This is a genomic window from Streptomyces broussonetiae, assembly GCF_009796285.1.
GTDB lineage: Bacteria > Actinomycetota > Actinomycetes > Streptomycetales > Streptomycetaceae > Streptomyces > Streptomyces broussonetiae.
This window is the reverse complement of sequence record NZ_CP047020.1, coordinates 6,617,748-6,643,252: the sequence shown is the minus strand read 5'-3', so window position 1 is coordinate 6,643,252 and position 25,505 is coordinate 6,617,748. Positions and strand designations below refer to the sequence as shown.

The following is a 25,505-nucleotide window of genomic DNA, read 5'->3' as shown; positions in this document are numbered from 1 at the left end:
CGGTGAACCCGGGGACGAACTCAGCCCATGAACTTCTTGAACTCGTCCGGCAGCTCGAACTCCTGGCCACCCTGCTGCGGCACCCCGAAGGCACCTCCGCCCTGGGCCGCCGCCTCGCGGCGCTGGGCCTCCTCCAGCTCCTGCTGCTTGCGCTTCATCGGGTTGCCGGAGCGCTGCTTGCCCTTGGCCTTCTTGACCTGCTTCTTCTGCCGGCCGGGGCCACCGCCCATGCCCGGGAGCCCCGGCATGCCCGGCATGCCGCCGCCCTGCGCCATCCGGGACATCATCTTGCGGGCGTCGAAGAACCTCTCGACCAGGTTCTTCACCGCGCTGACCTCGACACCGGAACCCTTGGCGATACGGGCGCGGCGGGAGCCGTTGATGATCGTCGGGTCCTGGCGTTCGCCCGGCGTCATCGACTTGATGATCGCGGCGGTGCGGTCGACGTCACGCTCGTCGATGTTCTGGATCTGGTCCTTGATCTGGCCCATGCCCGGGAGCATGCCGAGCAGCTTGGAGATGGAGCCCATCTTCCGGACCTGCTCCATCTGGGCCAGGAAGTCGTCCAGGGTGAAGTCCTGGCCCTTCTTGGACGCCAGCTTCGAGGCCATCTTGGCGGCCTCTTCCTGGCTGAAGGTCTTCTCGGCCTGCTCGATCAGGGTGAGCAGGTCACCCATGTCGAGGATGCGGGAGGCCATGCGGTCCGGGTGGAACGCGTCGAAGTCGTCCAGCTTCTCGCCGTTCGACGCGAACATGATCGGCTTGCCGGTGATCTGCCGGATCGACAGGGCGGCACCACCGCGGGCGTCACCGTCGAGCTTGGACAGGACCACGCCGTCGAAGCCGACGCCGTCGCGGAAGGCCTCGGCGGTGTTGACCGCGTCCTGACCGATCATCGCGTCGACGACGAACAGGATCTCGTCCGGGGAGACGGCGTCGCGGATGTCCGCGGCCTGCTGCATCATCTCCTGGTCGATGCCGAGGCGGCCGGCGGTGTCCACGATCACGATGTCGTGGACCTTGGACTTCGCGAACTCGATGGAGTCCTTGGCGACCTTCACCGGGTCGCCGACGCCGTTGCCCGGCTCGGGCGCGAAGACCGCCACGCCCGCGCGCTCGGCGACGACGCTCAGCTGGTTCACGGCGTTGGGGCGCTGGAGGTCGGCGGCGACCAGCAGCGGGGAGTGGCCCTGCTCCTTCAGCCAGCGGCCGAGCTTGCCCGCGAGGGTGGTCTTACCGGCACCCTGCAGACCGGCCAGCATGATCACGGTGGGCGGCTGCTTGGCGAAGCGCAGACGCCGGGTCTCGCCGCCGAGGATGGTCACCAGCTCGTCGTTGACGATCTTCAGGACCTGCTGGGCCGGGTTCAGCGCCTTGGAGACCTCGACTCCGAGCGCCCGCTCCTTGATGTTCTTGATGAACGTGCGGACGACAGGGAGGGCGACATCCGCTTCGAGGAGCGCGATACGGATCTCGCGCGCGGTGGCGTCGATGTCCGCCTCGGAGAGCCGTCCCTTGCCGCGCAGGTTCTTGAAAGTCGCTGACAGGCGATCGGAGAGAGTGTCGAACACGGCGCTCGCGGTCCTCGGGGTCGGTGACGGTCTTGGTGGGAATCGCCCTCCAGGGTATCCCGGCGCCGAAGTCACCGGGGCAGGATCGTCCCCCGGTTCATCCGCGCAACGTCTCCTCCAGGGTCCGGGCCAGCGACGAGGCGTCCCGCGCGGGCAGCTGGGCCCCCGTGCCGGTCGTGACGTAGAACGCATCCACCGCGTTCGAGCCCAGTGTGCTCACGTGCATGCTGCGCACCCGTACCCCCGCCTTCTCCAGGGCCATGCCGATCCGGTGCAGCAGGCCCGGGGCGTCCTGGGCGCGGACCTCGATCACCGTGGCGTGGTGGGAGGCGGCCGGGGCCACCGCGACGCGGGGCGGCGGGGCCGTCCGGCCGCGGCGCCTCGGATAGGCCGCGTCCCGTTCGGCGAGGCGGCCGGCGATGTCCAGGGAGCCGTCGAGGGCGCGCACGAGATCGGCGCGCAGCCGGGTGGCCTGGGGCAGGGAGCCGTACTCGGCGGCGACCCGCCAGGCGAGCAGCAGGACCGAGCCCTCCTCGACGTCGTCCGGCAGGCGCAGGGCGCGCAGCTCGGCCGTGCGGACGGTCAGGCGGTGCACGGCGAGGACACCGGCGACCGCGGGGAGCACGGCGGGCTGGTCGGGTACGGCGATGAGCAGCTCGACACCGAGGGGTTCCTGGGCGTGCTCCTCCTCGGTGACCGGTTCGGTCTGCGCGCGCAGGGCGAGGACCGGGCTTCCGGTGCGGAACGCCTCGATGGCGAGGCGCTCCTGCTCGGCCGTGGGCGCGGCCGGCTCGGGTTCGTCGGGGGTGTCCCCGGCGAGCACCGCGGACACCCGCCGGACCAGGTCGGCGACGAGGGAACCGCGCCAGGAGGACCAGGCGGCCGGTCCGGTGGCGAGGGCGTCGGCCTCCGTCAGCGCGTGCAGCAGCTCCAGGGTGCCCTGGGTGCCGACGGCCTCGGCGACCGAGCGGACGGTGGCCGGATCGTCCAGGTCGCGGCGGGTGGCCGTCTCGATCAGCAGGAGGTGGTGACGGACGAGGACGGACAGCACCGTCACGTCCGCGCGGTCGAAGCCGATCCTCGCCGCCACGTCCTTGGCGATGATCTCGCCGGCCACCGAGTGGTCGCCGGGCCAGCCCTTGCCGATGTCGTGCAGCAGCGCGGCGACCAGGAGCAGGTCGGGGCGGCTGACCCCGCGGGTCAGCGCGGAGGCGCGCACGGCCGTCTCGATCAGATGCCGGTCGACCGTCCAGACATGGACGGCATTGCGCTGCGGACGGCAGCGGACCCGCTCCCAGTCCGGCAGCAGGCGGCTGATGAGGCCCTCGGCCTCCAGCGCCTCCCAGACCTCGACGGTCGGGCGGCCGGAGCCGAGCAGGGTGACCAGTTGTTCACGGGCCTCGGCGGGCCAGGGCGTGGGCAGGGGGCGTGTGGTGGCGGCCAGGCGCCGTACGGCGTGCAGAGAGAGCGGGAGGCCGGCCTGTGCGGCGGCGGCCGCGGCCCGCAGCGGCAGCACGGGGTCGCGTTCGGGGCGCGCGGCCCGGGCGAGGACCACCTCCCCGTCCTGCTCCACCACGCCCTCGGCGAGCGGGGAGCGCTCGGCAACGGGCTTGCCGCCCCCCAGCATGGCGCGCAGACGCGGCCGGACAGCGCGCGAACGCAGCACGCGCCCCACCTCGCGCCAGGTGACGTCACTGGCGTACGAGATCACGCGTGCCGCCTCGTAGACCGTCCGCAGCAGCGTGTCGGCGTCCAGCAGGCCCAGCTCGGCCGCCACCTGGTCCTGCTCCTGGAGCGCGAGCCGGTCGGTGGCACGGCCCGTCGTCAGGTGCAGGGCGTCGCGTACGTCGAGCAGGCGCCGGCGGGCGTCCGCGAGGCCCTCGCGCGGGGCGTCGGCGAGCCAGGAGGCGGCGACGGCGCGCAGCGCGGTGGCGTCGCGCAACCCGCCGCGCGCCTCCTTGAGGTCGGGTTCCAGGAGGTACTGCAACTCGCCCTGGCGTTCGGCGCGTTCGACGCACAGGGCCTGGAGTTCGGGGAGGCGTTTGGGGGCCTGGTTGCGCCAGTCGGCGAGGACGGCCGTACGCAGCCCCGCGGTGAGGCCGAGGTCGCCGGCGAGATGGCGGGCGTCCAGGAGGCCGAGCTGGGCCTTCAGATCGTCCCCGGCGGTCCTGCGGGTTTCGGCCAGGGTGCGCACGGAGTGGTCGAGGGCGAGGCCGAGGTCCCACACCGGGTACCAGATGCGGTCGGCGAGGGCGGCGACCGCGCCGGGGTCGGAGCCGTCGTGCAGCAGCAGGAGGTCGAGGTCGCTGCGCGGGGACAGCTCGCCGCGGCCGTAGCCGCCGACGGCGACCAGGGACATGCCCTTGACGTCCCCGGCGGCCGCGGCGAACAGCCCGCCGAGCCAGTTGTCGGTCAGTTCCGCGAGGGCGGCACGGCGCGGCGGCCCGGACCGCGCCCCCTCGGTGAGGAGGCGCAGCCGGGCCGCCGCGTAGCCGCTGGGTCCCGAGTCCTCTGCTTCCGTACGCACGTCCGTTCCCGTCACCCAGTGGCTCCCGTCTTGCCGTGCCGTCGTCTCAGAGCGCGTCGGGGCCGCGCTCGCCGGTGCGGACCCGTACGGCCGTGTCGACCGGCAGGGCCCAGACCTTGCCGTCACCGATCTTGCCGGTGCGGGCCGCCTTGACGATGACCTCGATCAGCTGCTCGGCGTCGTCGTCCTCGGCCAGTACCTCGATGCGGATCTTCGGGACCAGGTCGACGGTGTACTCGGCACCGCGGTAGACCTCGGTGTGGCCCCGCTGCCGACCGTAACCGCTGGCCTCCGTGACCGTCAGGCCGTGGACGCCGAATGCCTGAAGGGCCTCTTTGATCTCGTCCAGCCGGTGGGGCTTGACGACGGCGGTGATGAGCTTCATGCGTCCACCTTCCTGGTCTGCGCGGCGGCCAGGGCCGGGGCGTGGGCGGCGGAGCCGAGGACACCGCCGCCGGTGCCGCTGAAGTCGTAGGCGCTCTCGGCGTGTTCGGCCTGGTCGATGCCGGAGATCTCCTCGTCCTCGGTGACCCGCATGCCGATGGTCTTGTCGAGGAGGAAGGCGAGGACCGCGGAGACGATCAGCGAGTAGGCGAGGACCGCGCCGACACCGGCGCACTGCTTCCACAGCTGGGTCCAGGTGTGGTCGCCGTAGAAGACACCGGTCGCGGTGGACTGGCCCTTGCCGGTGGCGAAGAAGCCGATCAGCAGGGAGCCGATGATGCCGCCGACCATGTGGACGCCGACGACGTCGAGGGAGTCGTCGTAGCCGAACCTGAACTTCAGACCGACGGCGGCGGCGCAGGCGACACCGGCGATGGCGCCCACGGCGATCGCGCCGAGCGGGGAGACCGCGCCGCCGGACGGGGTGATCGCCACCAGACCGGCGACCGCGCCGGAGGCGGCGCCGAGCGTGGTGAACGCGCCGTGCCGGATCTTCTCGTAGGCGAGCCAGGCCAGCATCGCGGCGGCCGTCGCGACCTGCGTGTTGACGAACATCAGCGCGCCGACGCCGTCGTCGTTGCCGAGCCAGGAGCCCGCGTTGAAGCCGAACCACCCGAACCACAGGAGCCCTGCGCCGAGCATGACCAGCGGGAGGCTGTGCGGGCGCATCGGGTCCTTCTTGAAGCCGACGCGCTTGCCGATGACGAGGATGACACCGAGGGCCGCCGCACCCGCGTTGATGTGGACCGCCGTACCGCCCGCGAAGTCGATCACGCCGAGCTTGAAGGCCCAGCCGTCGGCGCCCCACACCCAGTGGGCGACCGGGACGTAGACGATCGTGGCCCACAGGGTGATGAACAGGCACCAGGCCGAGAACTTCACGCGGTCGGCGAGCGCGCCGCTTATCAGGGCCGGGGTGATGATGGCGAACATCATCTGGAACACCATGAAGACGAAGACCGGGATGGTGTAGCCGGGCCACAGCGCCGTCAGGCCGACGTGGCCCATCCCGAACCAGTCGGAGTTCCAGCCGATGAGGCCGTTGTGCTCGCCGAAGGCGAGGGAGAAGCCGTAGAGCACCCAGAGGATGGTGATGATGCCCATGCTGATGAAGCTCATCATCAGCATGTTGAGGGTGCTCTTGACCCGGACCATGCCTCCGTAGAAGAAGGCGAGACCCGGCGTCATGATCAGCACCAGGGCGGAGCAGATGAGCATGAAGCCTGTGTTCGCGGCAGACAGCTTGGGTGCCTCCGCGGCAAGCGTGATGGCTGGGGCCATCGGCGTCTCCTCGTCGGTTTCTGCGGCCCCGTGCGGGCGGTGCCTGAGCGGTCCGGTCGGTTGCGGTCCGATCGGTTGAGGGGTGGGCCGGTTATGCGCCAGAGACTGGCGCAGCGCGGTTTCGGTGAGGGCCCCTCGTTGTTTCGCCGGGGTGACGAAGGCACCGTACGTGTTACGCATGCATGAACAGCCGGATCTCCGGCCTGCCGGTCGCCGCGTGGCGCAACCTGCCGAGGAGGAGTTCCCGGCGCAGACAGGCCGGCCGCGGCGGGCCTCTCCGATGACCTGGCGCGGGGGAGCCGAGTCGGGCAGTTCGGGAGGACCGGCCGCGGCCGGGGCTCGGGATGCCGGGGATGGTCAGACGGCCTCGGCGGTCTCCGGGAGGTCCACGGCGAGCTGGTCGGTCAGGTCGGTGACGGTGGCGAGGTCGCCGTAGTCCCGCACGGCCGTGTCCACCGTCTTTCGGATACGTGTGTTCACCCGCTCGGAGCGGACCTTCTTGGCGATCTCCATGGCCTGGGAGGCGTAGGCCGTGCCCAGCTCGGGCTCGCGCTGGAGCAGGTGCACGGTGGCCTTGCCGATCAGGTTGAGCGCATACGACCGCTGGTGCTCCGGATCCTTGGCGAACAGCTCCACCGCCCGCTGCATGAGCGGCTCGGCGAGAGAGGCGTAGGTGGGACTGCGACCGGCGACATAGGCGAGGTCACGGAAGGAGTGGGAGTTCTCGCCGTACAGCTCGGCCTCGGAGAAGAAGCGGATCCAGTCGGGGTCCGGCTCGTCCCACTCGTCGGCCTCCGCGAAGGTGCTCTCGGCCATGCGGACCGCGCGTTTGGTCTTGCCGGGCTGGCCCATGTTGGCGTACGCGCGGGCCTCCATCGCATACAGCATGGCCTGGGTGCGCGGGCTGGCGCAGTCGCGGCTGCCGTACTGGGCGAGGTGGAGCAGCTCCAGGGCGTCGTCGGGCCGGCCGAGGTGGATCATCTGGCGGCTCATGCTGGACAGGATGTACGAACCGAGCGGCTTGTCACCGGCCTCCTTGGCCGCGTGCAGGGCCAGGACGAAGTACTTCTGCGCGGTGGGCTGCAGGCCGACGTCGTACGACATCCAGCCCGCCAGCTCGGCCAGCTCGGCGGCGACCTTGAACAGGATGCGGGTGGTGGCCTCGGGCTGGGGCTCCTGGAGCAGGTCGGTGACCTCGTGCAGCTGGCCGACGACCGCCTTGCGGCGCAGGCCGCCGCCGCACTGGGCGTCCCACTGGCGGAACATCCGGGTGGTGGACTCCAGCAGGTCCAGCTCGGGCTTGGACAGGCGGCCGGGGCGGCGCTGGTCGAGGAGGGGCTCGGGCTCGGGCGGGACCGGGGAGGCCGGGCTCGGCACGAGCCAGCGCTGCATGGGCTCGATGAGGGACGGGCCGGCGGACAGCGCGAGGGAGGTGCCGAGGAAGCCGCGCCGGGCGAGCATCAGGTCGCTGCGCGAGAACTCGCTGAGCAGGGCGACCGTCTGCGGGCCGGTCCAGGGCAGGTCGACGCCGGTCGCGGAGGGTGACTGGCGGGCGGCGCGCAGGCCGAGGTCCTCGATGGAGACCACACAGCCGAAGCGCTCGGAGAACAGCTCGGAGAGGATGCGCGGGATCGGCTCGCGGGGATTCTCCCCGTCCAGCCAGCGCCGTACGCGCGAGGTGTCGGTGGAGATGTGGTTGGCACCCAACTGGCGTGCCCGGCGGTTCACTTGGCGGGCCAGCTCGCCCTTGGACCAGCCGCTGCGCACGAACCACGAACCGAGCAGCTCGTTGGGGCGCTTGTCAGCGTTCGTCCCGCTACCGCCGTTGCCGCTCACTGGAACGCCCCCATCCCTGAGACCACTTGTCGCCGCGTGCGCCAAGCCCTATCAGAATGCCGGTAAATACGGCCTCTCGTCCGCCGGTTGCCACCCTTCGAACGAGTTGGCGACTCGCCTCCGGCATACCCACGGATACATATGCCTCCAGGACTCGCACACTCACAGTAATCCTACGATCACCGGCCCAGCCATGGCGATCCATGAAACGCCACCATTCGCCACCCCTTCGAATGAACTCACGGTGGCCTGCGCACGATTCACTTGACATAGGACGGCCGGAAGTGGGCGGAGTGACGCAGCCAGGGGCGCGCAGACCCCGACGTGCAACCCGAAGCGCTTCATGGCGCCTCCTTGACCTCGCGCTTGACCCCGGGCCGGCGCGGGAAGGCGGAGCCATGGCGCTACGGTCCGCTTTCGTCTCGTTCCGTGTCGTAACCACCGGCGCGCCGGACCCGTTGGAGGGGGCATGGGCTTCACGATCGGCGGCATTCGCGAGATCCGTTCCGGCACGCGTCGGCGTGGCCGCTCGTCGGAGTGCACCGCCGTCGCCGAGTTCACCGGGCTGTGGGGCTGGGACGTGGTGCCGGGCGCGCGGGCCGCGGCGGGCGCCTGCTCGTGCGGACGCGCCGACTGCCCGGCGCCGGGGGCCCATCCGCTGGAGTTCGCGCCCCAGGTGTCAGCCGGGGCCACACTGGACGAGGCGAGCAAGGCCTGGTCCGAGTTCCCGGGGGCCGCGGTGATGCTCCCGGTGGGCCAGGCGTTCGACGTGATCGACGTCTCCGAGGCGGCCGGCCGGCGCGCCCTGGCCCGCCTGGAGCGCATGGGCCTGCCCCTCGGCCCGGTCGCCGCGCCCCCGGACGGCCGCGCCCACTTCTTCGTCGCGCCCGGCGCCGCCGCCGAACTGCCCCGGCTGCTCTACCGCATGGGCTGGGACGACCCCACCGCGCTGGACCTGCAGGGCCTCGGTCCCGGTACGTACATCACGGCGCCGCCCTCCGACCGGGGCGGCCTCGGCCCGGTGCGCTGGCTGCGCCCGCCGGCGCTGGACTCCGCGACGGCACCTCCGGCGGCCCGGCTGCTGCTGGGCACGCTGGCGTACGTGGCCCACCGGTCGCGGGCGCGGGCGTAGCCCCGCGAGCAGGCCCGCACAAGGCGAAGCGCCCGCCCCCAACTGCACCTTGGGGCCGGGCGCTTCTCGCGCTCGGACAGTAAATGTGCGACCTTGTCAGTCACCGATCAGCGCGTCCACGAACGCCTCCGGCTCGAACGGTGCCAGGTCGTCGGCGCCCTCGCCGAGGCCGACGAGCTTGACCGGGACGCCCAGCTCGCGCTGGACCGCGACGACGATGCCGCCCTTGGCCGTGCCGTCGAGCTTGGTCAGCACGATGCCGGTGATGTCCACGACCTCGGCGAAGACCCGGGCCTGCACCAGGCCGTTCTGGCCGGTGGTGGCGTCCAGGACCAGCAGCACCTCGTCCAGCGGCGCGTGCTTCTCCACGACCCGCTTGACCTTGCCCAGCTCGTCCATGAGGCCGGTCTTGGTGTGCAGGCGGCCGGCGGTGTCGATCAGGACGACGTCGACCCCCATCTCCTTGCCTTCCTTGACCGCGTCGAAGGCCACGGAGGCGGGGTCACCGGCCTCGGGGCCGCGCACGGTGTAGGCGCCGACGCGCTCGCCCCAGGTCTGCAGCTGGTCGGCGGCGGCGGCACGGAAGGTGTCGGCGGCGCCGAGCACGACGGTACGGCCGTCGGCGACGAGCACGCGCGCGAGCTTGCCGGTGGTGGTGGTCTTGCCGGTGCCGTTGACGCCGACGACCATCACGATGCCGGGCCTGCGGTCCTCGGGCTCGGTCTTCACCGTGCGGTCGACGTCGGTGCCGACCAGCTTGAGCAGCTCCTCGCGCAGCAGGACGCGCAGTTCCTCGGGGGTGCGGGTGCCGAGCACCTTGACGCGCTCGCGCAGGCCCTCGACCAGCTCCTGGGTGGGCTGCACGCCGACGTCGGCGGTGAGCAGGGTGTCCTCGACCTCCTCCCAGGTCTCCTCGTCCAGGTGCTCGCGCGACAGCAGCGTGAGCAGGCCCTTGCCGAGGGCGTTCTGGGAGCGGGACAGGCGGGAGCGCAGGCGGACCAGGCGTCCGGCGGTGGGCTCCGGGATCTCGATCTCGGGCGCCTCGACGGTGGCAGGAGGTTCCTCCACGGCGACCGGTGCCTGGCCGACCGGGAGATCCACCTCCTCGATCGTCCGGCGCGGTTCGTCGCGCGGCGTCTCGGCTTCGTCGCCGACATGCGGCTCGGCCGGGGGCGCGGTGATGTCGGGCGTCCTCGGGGGCGGCGCAGGCAGCGACTTCCGGCGCCGGCTGCCCACGACCAGCCCGCCGAGCGCGCCGAGCACGATCACGGCGATGACTACAGCAAGGATGACGGTTTCCATAACCCGTCCAGTATCAGTCATGGGGTATGGCGGGAGGCTGTTTGTGGCTTCCTCCGAGAGACAAACGCCACGTAAAGCAAGGAGTCGGAGCAAAGTACGATGGTGACGACTCAGTCGACGCGCGTAGAGTCCGATCGTCCCTGTCCCCCCACGTCTGGCCCCTTTTTCATGAGCAAAACCGTCGAGACCGAAGGCGCTCTCGAGACCCGTGGCATCGAGCAGGTCCCGGATCACGAGCGCACCGCGAAGACCCGGGAGCTGTTCCCCACGTGGGTCGGCGCCAACATCAGCGTGCTGCTGCTGACGATGGGCGCGAGCCTCGTGGTGGCGTACCACCTGGACATCTGGCAGGCGCTGGTGGTGGCAGTGGCCGCGCCGGTCGTGTCGTACGGCCTGGTCGGGCTGATCGGCATCGCGGGCAAGCGGGGCGGCGCGCCCGGCATGGCGCTGTCGCGCGCGGTGTTCGGCCAGCGCGGCAACCTGCTGCCGGGTTCGCTGATCTGGGTCGCGCGCTGGGGCTGGGAGACGATCAACGCGGTCACGGGCGCCTACGCGATGCTCACCATCGTGGACATCCTGTTCGGCCTCAAGGCGAACAGCGTGCTGGACATGGTGATGCTGCTGATCTTCGTCGTCGCGACCTTCGCGATCTCGGGCCTCGGCATCAACGCCGTGCAGAAGTGCAACAAGTACGCGACGTACCTCTTCGGCGTCTTCTCCGTGCTCGTCCTGGTCTACCTGGCCGTGAACACGAACTGGTCGAAGGTGGTGCACCACAGCGCGGGCTCCACGGCCGCCGTGATCACCGGCATCGGCATGATCGCGGCCGGTGGCGTCAGCTGGATCCCGACCGCGCCGGACTTCACCCGCTATCTGCCGCGCACGGCCTCGTCCAGGGCGATCGTGGGCACGGCGGTCGGCGGCGCCGGTGTCGTCGTCCTCCCCATGGTCCTGATGGGTGCGGTGATGGCGGTCTCCACGCCGGACCTGGCCTCGGCGACCGACCCGGTCTCCTTCCTCGGCGAGATCCTGCCGACCTGGATCGCGGTGCCGTACCTGTGCATCGCGCTGATCGGCATGCTGCTGATCAACTCGATGTCGATGTACTCGGCGGGCTTCACCGCACAGACCCTCGGCTTCAAGGTGCCGCGGCACTGGGCGGTCTCGGTGAACGCCGTGATCTCGCTGGTCTTCGGCGGGGTGCTGATGCTGGTGGCGACGAGCTTCATGGGCTCCTTCATCGCCTTCCTGTCGCTGCTCGCGGTCGCCTTCTCCGCCTGGGTCGGCGTGTTCGGCGCGGACATGCTGCGCCGTACGGAGTACGACGGCCGGGCCATGGCCGACACCACGCGCACCAGCGCCTACTGGTACAAGGGCGGCTTCTCCCCCGCGGCCGTCGCCGCCTGGGCGATCGGTCTGGTCTCGGGCCTGATGTTCACGACCTCGGACTGGTTCACCGGCCCGCTCGCGAAGAACAACGTGATCGGCGAGTACGGCCTCGGCTGGGTCGCCACGATCGTGATCTCGGGCCTGCTGTACATGGTGCTGCCGAAGCCGGCGGTCGTCGCGCCGCAGCAGGAGGACGCGCCCGCCGCGGCCGGCGAGGCCAAGGAGTCCGCGCCTCTGGCTGTCTGACGCCTCGTCAGCTACCGTCCCCCTCCACCGAGTCGTACCGGAGGGGGACTTCCCATGCCCGTCACGGTCGTCCGTTTCAACCTCGTCGCTCCCGGCGCCGCCCCCGCCGCCCTCTCCGCCCGCTACCGGGCGGCTCTGGAGATGGCCGCGTACGCCGACGAGCACGGCATCAGCACCGTGCAGACCGAGGAGCACCACGGCGCCGAGAACAACTGGCTGCCGTCGCCGTTCGCCTTCGCGGGCGCCGTGTTCGGGGCGACCCGCCGGATCGCGGTGACCGTGTCGGCGGTGATCGGCCCGCTGCACGATCCGCTGCGGCTGGCCGAGGAGATCGCCGTACTGGACCTGCTCAGTGGCGGGCGGCTGGTGACGGTGGCCGGGATCGGCTACCGGCCCGAGGAGTACGCCCTGTTCGACGTGGACTGGAAGCGCCGAGGCCGGCTCCAGGACGAGTTGCTGGAGACCCTGCTGAAGGCGTGGTCCGGTGACGCGTTCGAGTACCGGGGCCGTACCGTACGGCTCACCCCGCGCCCGTTCACCGATCCGCACCCGCTGCTGCTGGTCGGCGGCTCCTCGAAGGCCGCCGCCCGCCGGGCCGCCCGGCTCGGCCTGCCGTTCTTCCCGAGCGCGCACCTGCCGGAGCTGGAGGCGTACTACAAGGAGAAGCTCACGGAGTACGGCACCGAGGGCTGGGTCATGATGCCCGCCGCCGAGACCCCGCTGCTCCACATCGCCGAGGACCCGGACCGGGCGTGGGCGCACTACGGCGAGCACTTCCTGCACGAGGCACGGACCTACGCGTCCTGGCAGTCGGGGCAGGTCCGCTCGGCGGTGAAGTCGGCGGCCAGGACGGTGGCGGAACTGCGCGCGGAGGGCGTGTACCGCATCCTCACGCCGGAGCAGTGCGTGGCGCAGGGGCTGGACAGCCTCGTGCTGCATCCACTCGCGGGCGGGATGCCGGTGGAGGAGGGGTGGCGCAGCCTCAGGCTGCTGGCGCAGCGGGTGCTTCCGGCGCTGGAGGGCTCGGCCGCGGGCATATCCGGTGGTCCGGCCGGGGCCGAGGGTGGTCCACTGCGGACATGAGCCTGTTGGTGGAGGTGTTCGTCCGCGAGCCGGACGGCCGGATGCGCATCCTGGACGTGCCGGACGACGTGTACCAGTCCGGTGGTTTCGAGTCGTGGCGTACGACGGTGTGGGGGTCGCCGACGGTGCGCTCGCTGGGCGCTCGCTTCCTGCCCCTGCTGGCCGAGGACGACCTCTGTGTCGAGCCCGCGCAGGTGTCCGGCCTCCACGACGAGGTCGCTCTGCTGGGCGCGCGCCTGGACGACATCGCCCGGGGCACCGGAAGCCCCCGGCACCAGATCGGGCTCAGGTTGCGGATCATCGAGGAGAGCTGCCGCACGGCGCTGGAGGTCAAGGGCGGCGTCCTGATCTGGTGAGCGGACGTCAGGACACCGCCGCCCCCGGTCCGGGCAGTGGCCGGAGCGGGGGCGGCGGGTGATACGAGGAGAGGGGCAGCGGGGTCTTGGGCCCTTCTCCTCGGTCTCGGGGGGGTGTCCCGTGCGGGTCAGCCCATTTCCTCCAGCGCCTTGCCCTTCGTCTCCTTGACGAACTTCAGGACGAACGGGATGGAGAGCGCCGCGAAGACGGTGTAGATGATGTACGTGCCGGACAGGTTCCAGTCGGCCAGCGACGGGAAGCTCGCGGTGATGGCCCAGTTGGCGATCCACTGCGCGGAGGCGGCCACGCCCAGGGCGGCGGCGCGGATCCTGTTCGGGAACATCTCGCCGAGGAAGACCCAGACCACCACGCCCCACGACAGGGCGAAGAAGAGGACGAAGATGTGCGCGGCGATCAGGGCGGTCCAGCCCTGGGTGCTCGGGAGCTTGCCGTCGACCAGGTGGTAGCTGAACGCCCAGGCCTCCAGCGCGAGGCCGACGACCATGCCGACCGAGCCGATGAGGGCGAGCGGCTTGCGGCCGATGCGGTCCACGAAGATCATCGCGATCACGGTGCCGATGATGTTGATGATCGACGTCGTGAAGGAGTAGAAGAACGACTGCGTCGGGTCGACACCGACCGACTGCCACAGCGTCGAGGAGTAGTAGAACGCGACGTTGATGCCGACGAACTGCTGGAAGACCGACAGGCCGATACCGACCCAGACGATCGGCTTGAAGAAGAAGGAGCCGCCGAGCAGGTCCTTGAAGGTGGACTTGTGCTCGCTCTTCATCGCGTGCTCGATCTCGGCGACGCGGCCGTCCAGGTCCACGCCCGTGCCCTCGACCTCGGCGAGGATCTCCTTGGCGCGCTCACGCTTGCCGATGGAGAGCAGGAAGCGCGGGGACTCGGGGATCGCGAAGGAGAGCAGCCCGTACAGGACGGCCGGGACGACCATCACGCCGAGCATGACCTGCCAGGCCTCCAGGCCCATCAGGTGGCCGCGCTGCTTGCCGCCGGCGGCGTTCAGCAGGCCCCAGTTGACCAGCTGGGAGATGGCGATGCCGACGACGATCGCGGCCTGCTGGAAGGAGCCGAGCCGGCCACGGTAGGCGGGCGGGGCGACCTCGGCGATGTACGCCGGGCCGATGACGGAGGCCATACCGATGGCGAAGCCACCGATGATGCGCCAGAGGGCGAGGTCCCACAGCGCGAACGGCAGCGCGGATCCGACGGCACTGATCGTGAAGAGGACCGCGGCGATCTGCATACAACGGATACGGCCGATCCGGTCGGCTATGCGGCCGGCCGTGGCGGCGCCGATGGCACAGCCGATGAGGGCGATTGCGATGACCTGGGCAAGACCAGCGGAGCCGATGTCGTAGCGGTCCCGGATGGCCTCGACCGCGCCGTTGATCACAGAGCTGTCGTAGCCGAAGAGGAAGCCGCCCATGGCGGCAGCCGCCGCGATGAAGATGACGTGCCCGAGATGCTCGGGATGAGCCGATCTGGCTCCTGACTGAGGTGCCTGCGCTGTGCTGGTCACGTAAATCTCCTCGGGCCGCGGCAACGCTGCCGGGTGGGGGGGCGAGCCCTTCCAGGTGCTTCCAGTGGCGCATACGTTCACACCGCTTACACCTGAAGGTAAAAGCAACGTTGCAGAGACTATGCCTTCAAGTTTCGAAGTCAATAGTTCAACAGCTGTGACTTTTTAGATATGCCCCTGCACCTCGTGTTCACTTCTTGAACACGAGGTGGGTTGATCACCTAGTGGATCTTGAAATGCGGGCTACCGCAGCCGCTGGGAGATCACCTTCGACACGCCGTCGCCCTGCATGGAGACGCCGTACAGCGCGTCGGCAACCTCCATGGTGCGCTTCTGGTGCGTGATCACGATCAGCTGCGAGGCCTCCTGCAGCTCCTGCATGATCCGGATGAGCCGCTGCAGGTTGGTGTCGTCGAGCGCGGCCTCGACCTCGTCCATGACGTAGAACGGGCTCGGCCGGGCCTTGAAGATCGACACCAGCAGCGCGACGGCCGTCAGCGAGCGCTCGCCACCGGAGAGCAGGGAGAGCCGCTTGACCTTCTTGCCCGGCGGGCGGGCCTCGACGTCCACGCCGGTGGTCAGCATGTTGTCGGGATCGGTCAGGATCAGTCGCCCGTCGCCGCCCGGGAAGAGCCGGCTGAAGACGCCCTCGAACTCGCGGGCCGTGTCCCGGTAGGCCTCGGTGAAGACCTGCTCGACGCGCTCGTCGACCTCCTTCACCACCTGGAGCAGATCGGCGCGGGTCTTCTTCAGGTCCTCCAGCTGCTCGCTGAGGAACTTGTGCCGCTCCTCCAGCGCCGCGAACTCCTCCAGCGCCAGCGGGTTGACCTTGCCCAGCTGCTGGTAGGCCCGCTCGGCGGCCTTGAGGCGCCGTTCCTGCTCGGCCCGGTGGAAGGGCCTGGGCTGGTTGCGCGGGTGCTCCGGGTCCTCGGGCAGCACCTCGTCGTCGGCGGGTGGCGAGGGCGGCACGGGCTGGTGCGGGCCGTACTCGGCCACCAGCCCCTCCGGCTCGACACCCAGCTCCTCCAGCGCCTTGGCCTCCAGCTGCTCGATCCGCAGCCGCTTCTCGGCGCCGAGCACCTCGCCGCGGTGCACCGAGTCCGTCAACTTGTCGAGTTCCGACTTGAGTTCGCGGCCGGCGGTGCGCGCGGCGGTCAGCTCCTGCTCGCGCCGCGCCTTCGCGGCCTCGGCGGCGGAGCGTTCCCGCTCGGCACGGGCGAGGGACACCTCGATGTGCGCGAGCAGCTGCCGGGTGCCCGAGGCCACGGCCTCGGCCACGGACGCCTCGTGCCGCAGCCGGGCCCGGCGCTGCTCGGCACGCGCGCGTGCCTCGCGTTCGGCGCGGGCCGCCCGGTCGAGCGAGTCGGCCCGCCCGGCGAGCCCCTTGACCCGCTCCTCGTGGGTGCGGACCTGCAGCCGGGCCTCCATCTCGGTCTGCCGGGCGTTGGCCCCGTCGGCGGCCAGCCGGTCGCGCACGGAGGTGTCCGGCTCCTCCTCGACCGGCATCTCCTCGGCCACGGCCATCCGCTCCGCCAGTTCCTCGGCCTCCTGTACGGCCCTGTCCAGCGCCTCCTGCGCCCGGGCGGCGGCAGCGGCGGACCGCTCGGCCTCCCCGGCCGCACCGCGTGCCTGTCCGGCGAGCCGCCCGAGCTGCTGGGCCACGGCCGACTTCTCCCGGTCGGCGGCCCGGCGCCGCTCCCCCAGCTCTTCCACGAGACCGGCGGCCTGCGTACGTCGCTCGGCCGCCGTGCGCTGGGCCTCGGTGAGTTCCGCGCAGCGCAGCGCCAGCTCCTCCAGCTCGGCGCCGGCCTCGTCGACGGAGGCCTGCACCTCCAGCAGGCTCGGCGCCCCGGCCGAGCCGCCGTGCGCGAAGTGGGCGCCCAGGAGATCGCCTTCGGTGGTGACGGCGGTGAGTTCCGGATGCGCGTAGACCAGGTCCTCGGCGTCCTCCAGGGAGCCGACGACCACGATTCCCCGCAGAAGGCGGTGGACGGCGGGCATCAGCTCGGCGGGGCCGCGGACCAGGTCGGCCGCGAAGCGCCCACCGGGGGGTGCCGTGCGCTCCGCGGGGAGGGCGGTGACGGGCGGCACGGCGTCTGCAGGTACGGCGTCTGCGGGTACGGCGTCTGCGGGTACGGTGTGGCCGGTCGCGCCGTTCCCCGTGCCCCTTCGCGGTGCCTGCCCTGCCAGCAGAAGCGCCGCCCTTCCCCCGTCCTGTTTGCGCAGCAGGCGGATTGCCTCGGCCGCCGCCGCGGGGGTCGAGACGGCGACGGCGTCCGCTGCCGCGCCGAACGCCGCCGCCAGCGGGACTTCATGGCCCGGGGCGACCGTGAGGAGTTCCGCCGCCGGGCCGAGGACTCCCGCCAGGCGCTCCCGGGCGCCCAGCAGTATCCCGGTGCCGTCCTTTCGCCTGAGGCCCAGGGCGAGGGCCTCCTGGCGGGCCTGGGTCGCGGCGCGGCTGCGTTCGGCCGCGGTGAGCGCCTCACGGGCCGCGCTCAGGGCGGAATCCGTCTCGGCGAGCCGACGCCTGGCCGCGTCGTGCTGCTCGGCCAGGTCCGCGTCGTCGGCGTCGAGTCCGTCGACCTCCGCCTTGAGGGCCTCGTACTCCTCCTGCGCCTGAACGGCCCGTTCCTGTGCCTCGTCGCGCGCGGTGGCCAGGCGGTCGATCTCGGCCTGGGCCGAGGCGGCACGGGAGCGGGCCGCGTTGACCTGGCCGGTCAGCCGGGCCAGCCCCTCACGGCGGTCGGCGATGGCGCGGGCCACGTCCTTCAGCCGGCGTTCCTCGACGGCCAGCTCCCGCTCCAGCTCGGCCCGGTGGGCGACCGTGTCGTCCAGGGCGTGCTGGGCCGCGTCGAGGGCGGCCTCCAGCTCGGCCTCCTGTTCACGGATGCGGGCGGCCTCGCGCTCCAGGTCCTCGGGGTCGCGCCCGCGCCGCTCCTCGGGGGGCGCGGAGGTGGCGCTCTTGATGCGGGCGTCGGCCAGCGAAATCGTGCCCCGGACGCGTTCGGCCAGCTGGGACAGCTCGTACCAGGTCTGCTGGGCACGCTGGAGGCGGGGCGTGAGCTGCCGTACCTCGTCCTCCAGCAGGCCCTCGCGGTGCAGGGCCTTCTTCAGCTGCTGCTCGGCCGCCTCCTTGCGCTCCTTCAGGGCGGCTTCGTCGGCGATCTCGGTCCTGAGGGCCTGACGCAGGCGTACGAGGTCGTCGGCGAGCAGGCGCAGGCGGGCGTCCCGCAGATCCGCCTGGATGACGGCGGCCCTGCGCGCCACCGCCGCCTGGCGGCCGAGCGGCTTGAGCTGGCGACGCAGTTCGTCGGTGAGGTCCTGCACGCGCGCGAGGTTGGCCTGCATCGCGTCCAGCTTGCGCAGGGCCTTTTCCTTGCGCTTGCGGTGTTTCAGTACACCCGCGGCCTCTTCGATGAAGGCGCGGCGGCCCATGGGATCGGCGTGCAGGACGGAGTCGAGCTGCCCCTGGCCGACGATGACGTGCATCTCGCGGCCGATGCCGGAGTCGGAGAGGAGTTCCTGGATGTCCAGGAGACGACAGGTGTCGCCGTTGATCTGGTACTCGCTGCCGCCGTTGCGGAACATGATCCGCGTGATGGTGACCTCGGCGTACTCGATGGGCAGCGCCCCGTCGGAGTTGTCAATGGTCAGCGACACCTCGGCGCGGCCCAGCGGCGGGCGGCCGGTGGTGCCGGCGAAGATGACGTCCTCCATCTTGCCGCCGCGCAGCGACTTGGCGCCCTGTTCGCCCATGACCCAGCTGAGCGCGTCCACGACATTGGACTTGCCCGAACCGTTCGGGCCGACGACACACGTGATGCCCGGTTCGAACCGGAGTGTGGTCGCCGAGGCGAACGACTTGAACCCACGGAGGGTCAGGGCCTTGAGGTGCACGCCGCTGGACTCTACCGGGCGCCGCTATCTCACTCCATGAACCCTCGCAACCGCGCGGTTTCGCCAGTGAACATGCAGGGCACACCGTACGTTGAAGAGGGTGAAAGGATGCGCGGGGGAAAGAACGAAGGGACGCCGAAGCGTCCCTTGCAACTCTGACGACTGGGTTTCAGCCGTCCGATCAACTGAGCGGTTGATTACGGCAGCCCGATCGCTGCGACTGCTGTCGTGGAGCAATGCAATGATCAGGTGAGCGCAGGCTCCGCCTGGTGTGCGTCGATGCTCTCCATGATCCTGTCCTGAGAGGCGGCAGCCGTCAGCGCGTCGTTTTCCGCCTGGATCCTGACCAGCTCGGACTCCAGGTCCTGGACACGCTGCTGCAGCCGTCGCATCTCGGCGAGGAGTCGAGGGTCGGAGCCGCCGACGTAACCGAGAAGCGCCTTTGCCATGATGGATGGTCCTCCACACTGAGTGACCGACCGATGCGGTGTGGGTCGTGAGGGATTCGCACCCGCGGTGCTTGGCACATCCGGGTGTTGCTCTGCTGTTGCTTCATGCCAAACAGCTAAGGTGCGCGGGGCTTTCAGCGTCTCACCAAAAAGTTTGACGGTCAACACGATCACGCCCCGTATTGGCGGGCGAACCGGGGGCACGCGGCCGGGAAATCGGCGGCGTTGCGACTCTTCCGGTGCCTCGGGGCGTGACGATCAGATGTATCAGCGGAGCCTGCCACGCCGGACAGTTCTTGGCAACCACCAGGCCATTTCTGCCGTACGCCCACACCCCCGGCGGCCCGCCGCGCGCCGGTCGTACGGCTGCGTCCGGTCCGGCTCAGCGGATGGCGAAGCCGTCGTAGCCGCCGCGTGGTGTGTCCCAGATCTCGGTCACGCCCTCCACGCGCCCGGGCGTGTCGCTGCCCTGGAGCCATCCGAGCAGCCCTTCGCAGCCCTCGCGCGGCCCCTCCGCGACCACCTGGACGCGGCCGTCGGCCAAATTGAGAGCAAAACCACTCAGGCCCCCGATCTCCAGCGCCTTGGCACGTGTGAACCACCGAAAACCCACACCTTGCACACGTCCGCGCACCCAGGCGACCAGTCGTACATCCTCGCTCATGGGTGCAACCTAACCGGCCGATGTCGCTCCGGACACGCCGCGCCCCAGTGGCATGGGGTACCGTCCCGACCCAATGAATCTCATATGAAACTCACTCGATCGAGTGAGTCGGGTTGGCCGGGGGGAGTCACTCGCCACACGCATGCTCCGGGTCAGACCGCGAGCGTGAGGAAGAGGGCAAGGACATGGGACGGCACCGACGCTCCGCCAAGGGCCGCGCCGGCGAGGCCACACCCACGAACGGATCCTCCGTCGGGAGCAACGGCCCGCACACCTCGTACCCGCAGGACTCATACGCACGGGACCCGTATGCACGGGAGCCGTATGCGCGGGACCCGTATCTGCCGGAGCTGTACAGGGGTGACCCGTACGCCCAGGACGCGTATGCGCGGGACTCGTACGCCGAGGACTCGTACGCGCGGGACCCCTACGCGCTCGAGCTGTACAGGGGTGACCGGGTGCCCCGGGGCATCGCCCCGTATCTGAACCCGCAGGCCTACGCCGACGCGAACGCCAAGGCCCATGCCTATCTGTTCGCGGCCGACGACGGCACGGGCTCCGCCGGCGGGTTCGCGCCGGGCGGTGACTCGCCGAGGCGCCGACGCCAGCGCCGCAAGAAGGTTGTGCGCCCGGTGCGCGCGGGCCTGCTCGGGGTGACCGCCGCGGTCGCGCTCGGCACGACCGCGGTGGCCACGGGTGTGGTGCCGGGCCTGGAGCACTACAGGCTCGGCGGCGGCACGGACACCACCGGTAGCGAGCAGGTGCAGGTGGCGGACTCGCCGAGCAACACGGCGACCGAGCAGGGCGGTACGACGGGCAGCGCCGACAGCCCCGAGGGCACCTCCGCAGCCGGCCCGGCCTCCGGCGACCCGCAGTCCTCGAGTCCCTCCGCGTCCGCCTCCGTGTCGGCCTCCCCGACGCCCACCGCGTCGCAGACGTCCCCGCAGCCGACGCCGACGGTCACCGCGTCGAAGCCGCGGAGCACCCCGTCGCGTACGGCGGCCAAGGCACCGGCCGCCGCGCCGATGACAGTGTCGGCGCAGGCCGCCGCCGAGGCGGAGGTGCTCAAGCTCGTCAACGAGGAGCGGGCGAAGGTCGGATGCAGCGCGCTGTCGGCGAACTCCTCGCTGACCAAGCTGGCCGAGGCCTTCAGCAACGACATGGCCGCGCGGGGCTTCTTCGACCACACCGACCCCGACGGCAGGTCGCCGTGGGACCGGGCGGACGCGGCCGGCATCACCAACCTCGGCGGCGAGAACATAGCCCGCGGCCAGGCGGACGCGGCGGCCGTGATGCAGGCCTGGATGAACAGCCCCGGCCACAAGGCCAACATCCTGAACTGCGACTTCAAGACCCTCGGCGTCGGCGTCCACCTCGGCCAGGGCGGTCCTTGGTGGACGCAGGACTTCGGCTACTGACGCTCGGCGCTCACAGGCCGCGCCGGTAGGTCAGTCCTGGGCGGCCGCTGAGCCGTGTACTGCCGACGACGACGAAGCCGGTACGGGCGAGCACGGCCTGCGAGGCCGCGTTGTCGAGGGTGGTGGCGGCCCTGAGGACGCTCAGCCCGTACTGCTCGGCGGCGCGTGTGCACAGCTCCTGTACGGCCCAGGTGGCCAGCCCCCGGCCGGCGGCACGCTCGGCGATGCGGTAGCCGAGGTCGGCACCGCCGTCCGCCACCTCGGTGAGGTTGACCCGCCCGAGCAGCTCGCCGTCGGCGCCCGTCACCACGTGGAAGAAGCCGACGCCCGCCGCCTGCTCGGCGAGCAGGGCGTGCAGCCGCTCCTCGAAGCGGGTGAAGTACTCCTCGCCCCGGTCCGGGATCGACGCGGCGAAGTACGCCCGGTTCTCCCGTTCGAAGGCGAGGAGTGCGGGGGCGTGGTCCGTGCGGAGCAGGTGCAGCTCGGGCATACCGGGACCGTACACAGTCCGGCATGCCCGAGTCCCCCGCTTTTCACCGGCTTCAGGCCGCGGCCCGGCCACGGACGAGGACCAGCGCCGTCTCCGTCACCCGGCGGCCCAGGTGCTCGGCAGTGGCGATGTCCGCCTTGTGGACACCCTCGGGGCCCTGGTCGTTGTTGCTCTGCGCGGCGGCGCCGGAGAAGAAGCCGAGGCGGTTGAGGTCGTTCTCGGAGGCGGTGCTGGCGTTCCAGCCGGGGAGCAGGCCCAGGTTGACCCAGGTCATGCCGTGCTGGGCGGCGAGCGTCTGGAAGAACTGCAGCGTGTGCAGCTTGTCGCCGCTCTTGGAGGCCGAGTTGGTGAAACCGGCGGCCAGCTTGTCCTGCCAGGCGCGGGTGTACCAGCGGCCCGCGGTGCCCTCGGCGAAGACGTGGAAGGCACCGGAGGCAGTGCCCATGTAGGTGGGCGAGCCGAAGACGATCGCGTCGGAGCGGTCCAGCGTCTCCCACTGCTCGTCGGTGATCTCGTCGACCTTGATCAGGTGCACCTCGGCGCCCGCGTCGGCGGCACCGGCACGGACGGCCTCGGCCAGGACGGCGGTGTGGCCGAAGCCGGAGTGGTAGGCGATGGAAACGACAGGGGTGGACACAACAGACTCCTCGATCGGACAGCCCGGAAGGCGAGTGGGCAGCTCAAAAGCACTGACCACAGGTAAGCACTAACTTTTGGTTAGTGCAACCTCGCGGTTAGCGCTGCGTCGGCGTACCCTTGCGGTCATGACCGCCACCACCCAGGACCTCGACAACCTCGCCTACGACGTCTTCGCCAAGGCCTGCCCGTCGCGCGGAACGCTGGAGCACGTCACGGGCCGCTGGGGCGGGCTGACGCTCGGCGCGCTGTACGAGGGGTCGCTGCGCTTCAACGAGCTGCGCCGCCGGGTCGACGGGGTGAGCGAGAAGATGCTGTCCCAGACGCTGCACGCGCTGGAGCGCGACGGCCTCGTGCACCGCGAGGCACAGCCGACGAACCCGCCGCGCGTGGACTACGACCTGACCCCCCTGGGCCGCCAGGTCGCCGAGCGCCTGCTGTCGCTCATCCACTGCGTGGAGGGAGCGATGGACGACGTGCTGGCGGCACGCGCGCGTTACGACGAGACGCGCGGCGCCCTCTGACACTTGGGGCAGAAGTAGCTGGACCGGTTCATCCAGGGACGGCGGCGCATCGGCGTACCGCACCGCCTGCAGGGCTCGCCCTCGCGGCCGTACGCGTCCAGGGACCGGTCGAAGTAGCCCGACTCGCCGTTGACGTTGACGTACAGGCTGTCGAAGCTGGTGCCGCCGACGGCGAGGGCGGCGTTCATCACGTCCCGGACGTGGCCGAGGAGTTCGGCCGTGACCGGGCGGGTGAAGTTCGCCGTCGGGCGCTCGTAGTGGATGCGGGCGCGCCACAGCGCCTCGTCCGCGTAGATGTTGCCGACCCCGCTGATCAGCGACTGGTCCAGCAGGGCCCGCTTGATGGTGCTGCGCTTGCGGCGCAGCGCCTGGTGGAAGGCCTCGTCGTCGAACAGCGGGTCGAGGGGGTCGCGGGCGATGTGCGCGATGACGTCGGGCAGGCCGTCGGGGGTGTTGTCGTGCAACGACAGCCCGCCGAAGGTGCGCTGGTCGACGAAGCGCAGTTCGGTGCCGAGGGAGTCGGCGAACCGCACGCGGATGCGCAGGTGCTTCTCGTCCGGCGCCTCGTGCGGCTGCACCAGCAGCTGGCCGCTCATGCCGAGGTGGGCGAGGACGGACTGGTTCGTCTCCTCCAGCGGCAGCCACAGGTACTTGCCGCGGCGGCTGGGGGTGCCGATGTGATGTCCCTTGAGGCGGTGCGCGAAGTCTTCGGCGCCCGCGATGTGCCGGCGTACGGCGCGCGGGTGCAGCACCTCGACCTCGGCGACGGTGCGATGGGCGACCCAGCGTGCCAGGCCGCGCCGGACGACCTCGACCTCGGGCAACTCGGGCATCGAAACCCCCGTACGGAGTGGTCGTACACAGCGGTGGACGAGCCGAGCGCCCGCCCCGTCGTCGGTGGCGGGGCGGGCGCTCGGTACTGCTGTGGGTCAGGCGGGCGCGGACGACGCCTCGCCGTCGGCGGCGGCGGCCTCGTCTGCTTCCTTGGCGGCCTTCGCCGCCTTGGCGCGCTCGTCCGCCGCAGCCCGGATGGACCGCCAGGCGGACTCGGCGGCCTGCTGCTCCGCCTCCTTCTTGCTGCGGCCGGTGCCGGTGCCGTACGAGACGCCTCCGACGCGGGCGGCAGCAGTGAAGGTCTTCTCGTGGTCGGGGCCGGTCTCCGTGACCAGGTACTCGGGCACGCCGAGCCCCTCGATCGCGGTCAGCTCCTGGAGACTGGTCTTCCAGTCCAGGCCGGCACCGAGGTTGGAGGACTTCTCGATCAGCGGGTCGAAGAGCCGGTGCACCAGCTCGGACGCCGCGTCGAGGCCCTGGTCGAGATAGACCGCACCGATCACCGCTTCCAGGGTGTCGGCGAGGATGGACGCCTTGTCCCGGCCTCCTGTGCCCTCTTCACCACGGCCGAGCCGGATGAAGGAGCCCAGGTCAAGGCCACGGCCGACCTCCGCCAGCGCACGCGAGTTGACCACCGCGGCCCGCAGCTTGGCCAGCTGGCCTTCGGGCAGGTCGGGGTGGGTGCGGTACAGCGTGTCCGTGACGACGAGGCCGAGCACGGAGTCCCCGAGGAACTCCAGCCGCTCGTTCGTCGGCAGACCGCCGTTCTCGTACGCGTAGGAACGGTGGGTCAGCGCGCGCACCAGAAGGGCGGACTCGAGCTGATAGCCGAGCCGCCCTTCCAGAAGCGTGTGGGACGAGGCCTGGTTGTCCGCAGAGTTCTTCTTCGGCGTGGACACAGTGCCTCTCACCAGCCGCTCAGACCTCGAGGACCTGGCGCTTGTTGTAAGTGCCGCAAGACGGGCACGCGATGTGCTGCTGCTTGGGCTCGTGGCAGCGCTCGCACGCAACCAGGGTGGGGACCGCAGCCTTCCACTGCGACCGGCGGTGGCGCGTGTTGCTGCGCGACATCTTCCGCTTCGGAACAGCCACGGCTACTTCTCCTGCTTCTCGTCGGCGCGTGCTGACTGAGGCGCGCCGCCGCTCATCTCGTCCTTCTCGCCGTCTTCGAGTGAACCGGCGAGTCCCTGCAAAGCCGCCCAACGGATGTCGACGGCGTCGTGGTGGTGGTCCTGGTCGTCCGCGAGCCGCGCTCCGCACTCGGAGCACAGACCCGGGCAGCTTTCCTGGCACACCGGCTGCATCGGCAGTGCGAGCACCACCGCATCGCGCAGCAGAGGTTCGAGGTCGAAAAGTCCGTCCTCGAGGAAGAACCTGTCCTCGTCGTCCTCGGCGTCGTCGCCCGGTTCCGCGATCACGCGGCCCCGGTCGTCGGCGTCAGGGTACGAGAACAGTTCCTGGAAGTCCGCTTCGAGCTCCAGCTCGACCGGCTCCAGACACCTTACGCACTCCCCCTCGGCCTGTGCACGGGCGGTGCCTGTGACGAGCACCCCTTCCATGACCGACTCGAGCCGGAGCTCCAGCTCCACCGGCGCGCCCTCCGGCACTCCGATGACCCCCTGGATGCCGAGATCCACGGGAGCGTCGATCGTGCGGGTCAGGCGCTGCAGCGCGCCAGGACGCCGCCCCAGCTCGTGTGTGTCGAACACGAGAGGATTGCGGTGGTCGAGGCGGGCGTTGGGAGCCATTCCTGCTTTCGATCTTTGAACTCGGAGGGACGCCGCCCGTCGGTGTTCCGGGCAGCGGTGACCGCGGGTATACGCGCGACCGAAGAGCCAGGATACTGGACCTTTCGCTCTCGGCCCAATCCGGTGGTCGC

Annotated in this window: 22 protein-coding genes; 6 read left to right on the top strand and 16 right to left on the bottom strand. The window is 70.8% G+C overall.

Annotation, left to right across the window (positions count from 1 at the left end; translation table 11 throughout):
• Positions 1–20 precede the first annotated feature (20 nt).
• The 5 genes from ffh to nsdA all read right to left on the bottom strand — a co-directional run bounded on the left by ffh (position 21) and on the right by nsdA (position 7,659).
• Positions 21–1,571 (bottom strand): signal recognition particle protein, encoded by a 1,551-nt coding sequence (ffh, locus tag GQF42_RS30750; protein ID WP_158925261.1) that lies wholly within the window; start codon positions 1,569–1,571, stop codon positions 21–23.
• Positions 1,572–1,668: 97 nt separating this feature from the next.
• Positions 1,669–4,113 (bottom strand): [protein-PII] uridylyltransferase, encoded by a 2,445-nt coding sequence (locus GQF42_RS30745; RefSeq protein ID WP_158925259.1) that lies wholly within the window; start codon positions 4,111–4,113, stop codon positions 1,669–1,671.
• Between the two features lie 31 nt (positions 4,114–4,144).
• Positions 4,145–4,483, bottom strand: a complete 339-nt coding sequence (locus GQF42_RS30740; protein WP_071370669.1) for a P-II family nitrogen regulator — start codon at positions 4,481–4,483, stop codon at positions 4,145–4,147.
• Entirely contained in the window at positions 4,480–5,823 is a 1,344-nt protein-coding gene (locus GQF42_RS30735; RefSeq protein ID WP_158925257.1) for an ammonium transporter, read from the bottom strand. The genes GQF42_RS30740 and GQF42_RS30735 overlap by 4 nt, the downstream gene beginning before the upstream one ends.
• Positions 5,824–6,180: 357 nt before the next feature.
• Positions 6,181–7,659 carry a transcriptional repressor NsdA gene (nsdA, locus tag GQF42_RS30730; protein WP_158925255.1) on the bottom strand — a complete coding sequence of 493 codons (1,479 nt, stop codon included), beginning with the start codon at positions 7,657–7,659 and terminating at the stop codon, positions 6,181–6,183.
• 469 nt (positions 7,660–8,128) lie between these two features.
• Here nsdA and GQF42_RS30725 point away from each other — a divergent pair, with 469 nt between their 5' ends.
• Positions 8,129–8,791, top strand: a complete 663-nt coding sequence (locus GQF42_RS30725) for a bifunctional DNA primase/polymerase (RefSeq protein ID WP_158925253.1) — start codon at positions 8,129–8,131, stop codon at positions 8,789–8,791.
• A gap of 96 nt (positions 8,792–8,887) precedes the next feature.
• Here the strand turns inward: GQF42_RS30725 and ftsY are convergent, their stop codons facing one another.
• On the bottom strand, positions 8,888–10,093 hold the full coding sequence (gene ftsY / locus GQF42_RS30720) for a signal recognition particle-docking protein FtsY (RefSeq protein ID WP_233273510.1): 1,206 nt from the start codon (positions 10,091–10,093) through the stop codon (positions 8,888–8,890).
• A 168-nt stretch (positions 10,094–10,261) separates the two neighbouring features.
• On the opposite strand from ftsY, the gene GQF42_RS46150 reads away from it, so the two are divergent.
• Genes GQF42_RS46150 through GQF42_RS30705 form a run of 3 tightly spaced genes read left to right on the top strand, consistent with a single transcriptional unit; the run spans position 10,262 to position 13,167 of the window.
• Positions 10,262–11,728 carry a cytosine permease gene (locus GQF42_RS46150; protein WP_158925249.1) on the top strand — a complete coding sequence of 489 codons (1,467 nt, stop codon included), beginning with the start codon at positions 10,262–10,264 and terminating at the stop codon, positions 11,726–11,728.
• 54 nt (positions 11,729–11,782) lie between these two features.
• Complete coding sequence (locus tag GQF42_RS30710; protein ID WP_158925247.1) at positions 11,783–12,811, top strand: LLM class flavin-dependent oxidoreductase; 1,029 nt, start codon at positions 11,783–11,785, stop codon at positions 12,809–12,811.
• Positions 12,808–13,167, top strand: a complete 360-nt coding sequence (locus GQF42_RS30705; RefSeq protein WP_158925245.1) for a hypothetical protein — start codon at positions 12,808–12,810, stop codon at positions 13,165–13,167. Before GQF42_RS30710 ends, GQF42_RS30705 begins: the two co-directional genes overlap by 4 nt.
• A gap of 128 nt (positions 13,168–13,295) precedes the next feature.
• On the opposite strand, the gene GQF42_RS30700 is transcribed toward GQF42_RS30705, so the two are convergent.
• The 4 genes from GQF42_RS30700 to GQF42_RS30680 form a co-directional block, all read right to left on the bottom strand.
• A complete protein-coding gene (locus GQF42_RS30700) occupies positions 13,296–14,714 on the bottom strand; it encodes a sugar porter family MFS transporter (RefSeq protein ID WP_158925243.1) in 1,419 nt (472 codons plus the stop codon).
• Positions 14,715–14,957: 243 nt separating this feature from the next.
• The gene (gene smc / locus GQF42_RS30695) at positions 14,958–18,611 is read right to left on the bottom strand and encodes a chromosome segregation protein SMC (RefSeq protein ID WP_158925241.1); all 3,654 of its coding nucleotides are present in this window, start codon (positions 18,609–18,611) and stop codon (positions 14,958–14,960) included.
• Between the two features lie 245 nt (positions 18,612–18,856).
• Positions 18,857–19,060, bottom strand: a complete 204-nt coding sequence (locus tag GQF42_RS30685; protein WP_023546484.1) for a hypothetical protein — start codon at positions 19,058–19,060, stop codon at positions 18,857–18,859.
• 382 nt (positions 19,061–19,442) lie between these two features.
• On the bottom strand, positions 19,443–19,724 hold the full coding sequence (locus tag GQF42_RS30680) for an acylphosphatase (RefSeq protein WP_158925239.1): 282 nt from the start codon (positions 19,722–19,724) through the stop codon (positions 19,443–19,445).
• A gap of 185 nt (positions 19,725–19,909) precedes the next feature.
• Between GQF42_RS30680 and GQF42_RS30675 the strand changes: the two genes are divergently transcribed.
• On the top strand, positions 19,910–21,142 hold the full coding sequence (locus tag GQF42_RS30675) for a CAP domain-containing protein (protein ID WP_158925237.1): 1,233 nt from the start codon (positions 19,910–19,912) through the stop codon (positions 21,140–21,142).
• Positions 21,143–21,152: 10 nt separating this feature from the next.
• Here the strand turns inward: GQF42_RS30675 and GQF42_RS30670 are convergent, their stop codons facing one another.
• On the bottom strand, positions 21,153–21,632 hold the full coding sequence (locus GQF42_RS30670; protein ID WP_158925235.1) for a GNAT family N-acetyltransferase: 480 nt from the start codon (positions 21,630–21,632) through the stop codon (positions 21,153–21,155).
• A gap of 52 nt (positions 21,633–21,684) precedes the next feature.
• On the bottom strand, positions 21,685–22,269 hold the full coding sequence (locus GQF42_RS30665) for a flavodoxin family protein (protein WP_158925233.1): 585 nt from the start codon (positions 22,267–22,269) through the stop codon (positions 21,685–21,687).
• A 127-nt stretch (positions 22,270–22,396) separates the two neighbouring features.
• On the opposite strand from GQF42_RS30665, the gene GQF42_RS30660 reads away from it, so the two are divergent.
• Positions 22,397–22,792, top strand: coding sequence for a winged helix-turn-helix transcriptional regulator (locus GQF42_RS30660; RefSeq protein ID WP_158925231.1), 396 nt, complete (start codon positions 22,397–22,399; stop codon positions 22,790–22,792).
• Here the strand turns inward: GQF42_RS30660 and mutM are convergent.
• From mutM to GQF42_RS30640, 4 genes are all read right to left on the bottom strand, one after another.
• Entirely contained in the window at positions 22,765–23,625 is an 861-nt protein-coding gene (gene mutM, locus GQF42_RS30655) for a bifunctional DNA-formamidopyrimidine glycosylase/DNA-(apurinic or apyrimidinic site) lyase (RefSeq protein WP_158925229.1), read from the bottom strand. The genes GQF42_RS30660 and mutM overlap by 28 nt on opposite strands.
• A 96-nt stretch (positions 23,626–23,721) precedes the next feature.
• Positions 23,722–24,525: a ribonuclease III gene (gene rnc / locus GQF42_RS30650; RefSeq protein WP_158930775.1), complete on the bottom strand. Its 804-nt coding sequence runs from the start codon at positions 24,523–24,525 to the stop codon at positions 23,722–23,724.
• Between the two features lie 19 nt (positions 24,526–24,544).
• Positions 24,545–24,718 carry a 50S ribosomal protein L32 gene (gene rpmF, locus GQF42_RS30645; protein WP_003951102.1) on the bottom strand — a complete coding sequence of 58 codons (174 nt, stop codon included), beginning with the start codon at positions 24,716–24,718 and terminating at the stop codon, positions 24,545–24,547.
• A 2-nt stretch (positions 24,719–24,720) separates the two neighbouring features.
• Entirely contained in the window at positions 24,721–25,374 is a 654-nt protein-coding gene (locus GQF42_RS30640) for a YceD family protein (protein WP_158925227.1), read from the bottom strand.
• Positions 25,375–25,505: the final 131 nt, after the last annotated feature.

Coding starts and splice junctions, on each gene's coding strand:
- GQF42_RS30735 (WP_158925257.1), bottom strand. CDS start 5,823: ATGGCCCCAGCCATCACGCTTGCCGCGGAGGCACCCAAGCTGTCTGCC.
- GQF42_RS30725 (WP_158925253.1), top strand. CDS start 8,129: ATGGGCTTCACGATCGGCGGCATTCGCGAGATCCGTTCCGGCACGCGT.
- GQF42_RS30705 (WP_158925245.1), top strand. CDS start 12,808: ATGAGCCTGTTGGTGGAGGTGTTCGTCCGCGAGCCGGACGGCCGGATG.
- GQF42_RS46150 (WP_158925249.1), top strand. CDS start 10,262: ATGAGCAAAACCGTCGAGACCGAAGGCGCTCTCGAGACCCGTGGCATC.
- GQF42_RS30660 (WP_158925231.1), top strand. CDS start 22,397: ATGACCGCCACCACCCAGGACCTCGACAACCTCGCCTACGACGTCTTC.
- ftsY (WP_233273510.1), bottom strand. CDS start 10,093: ATGGAAACCGTCATCCTTGCTGTAGTCATCGCCGTGATCGTGCTCGGC.
- GQF42_RS30740 (WP_071370669.1), bottom strand. CDS start 4,483: ATGAAGCTCATCACCGCCGTCGTCAAGCCCCACCGGCTGGACGAGATC.
- mutM (WP_158925229.1), bottom strand. CDS start 23,625: ATGCCCGAGTTGCCCGAGGTCGAGGTCGTCCGGCGCGGCCTGGCACGC.
- GQF42_RS30680 (WP_158925239.1), bottom strand. CDS start 19,724: ATGAGCGAGGATGTACGACTGGTCGCCTGGGTGCGCGGACGTGTGCAA.
- GQF42_RS30710 (WP_158925247.1), top strand. CDS start 11,783: ATGCCCGTCACGGTCGTCCGTTTCAACCTCGTCGCTCCCGGCGCCGCC.
- GQF42_RS30670 (WP_158925235.1), bottom strand. CDS start 21,632: ATGCCCGAGCTGCACCTGCTCCGCACGGACCACGCCCCCGCACTCCTC.
- GQF42_RS30640 (WP_158925227.1), bottom strand. CDS start 25,374: ATGGCTCCCAACGCCCGCCTCGACCACCGCAATCCTCTCGTGTTCGAC.
- GQF42_RS30675 (WP_158925237.1), top strand. CDS start 19,910: ATGGGACGGCACCGACGCTCCGCCAAGGGCCGCGCCGGCGAGGCCACA.
- GQF42_RS30685 (WP_023546484.1), bottom strand. CDS start 19,060: ATGGCAAAGGCGCTTCTCGGTTACGTCGGCGGCTCCGACCCTCGACTC.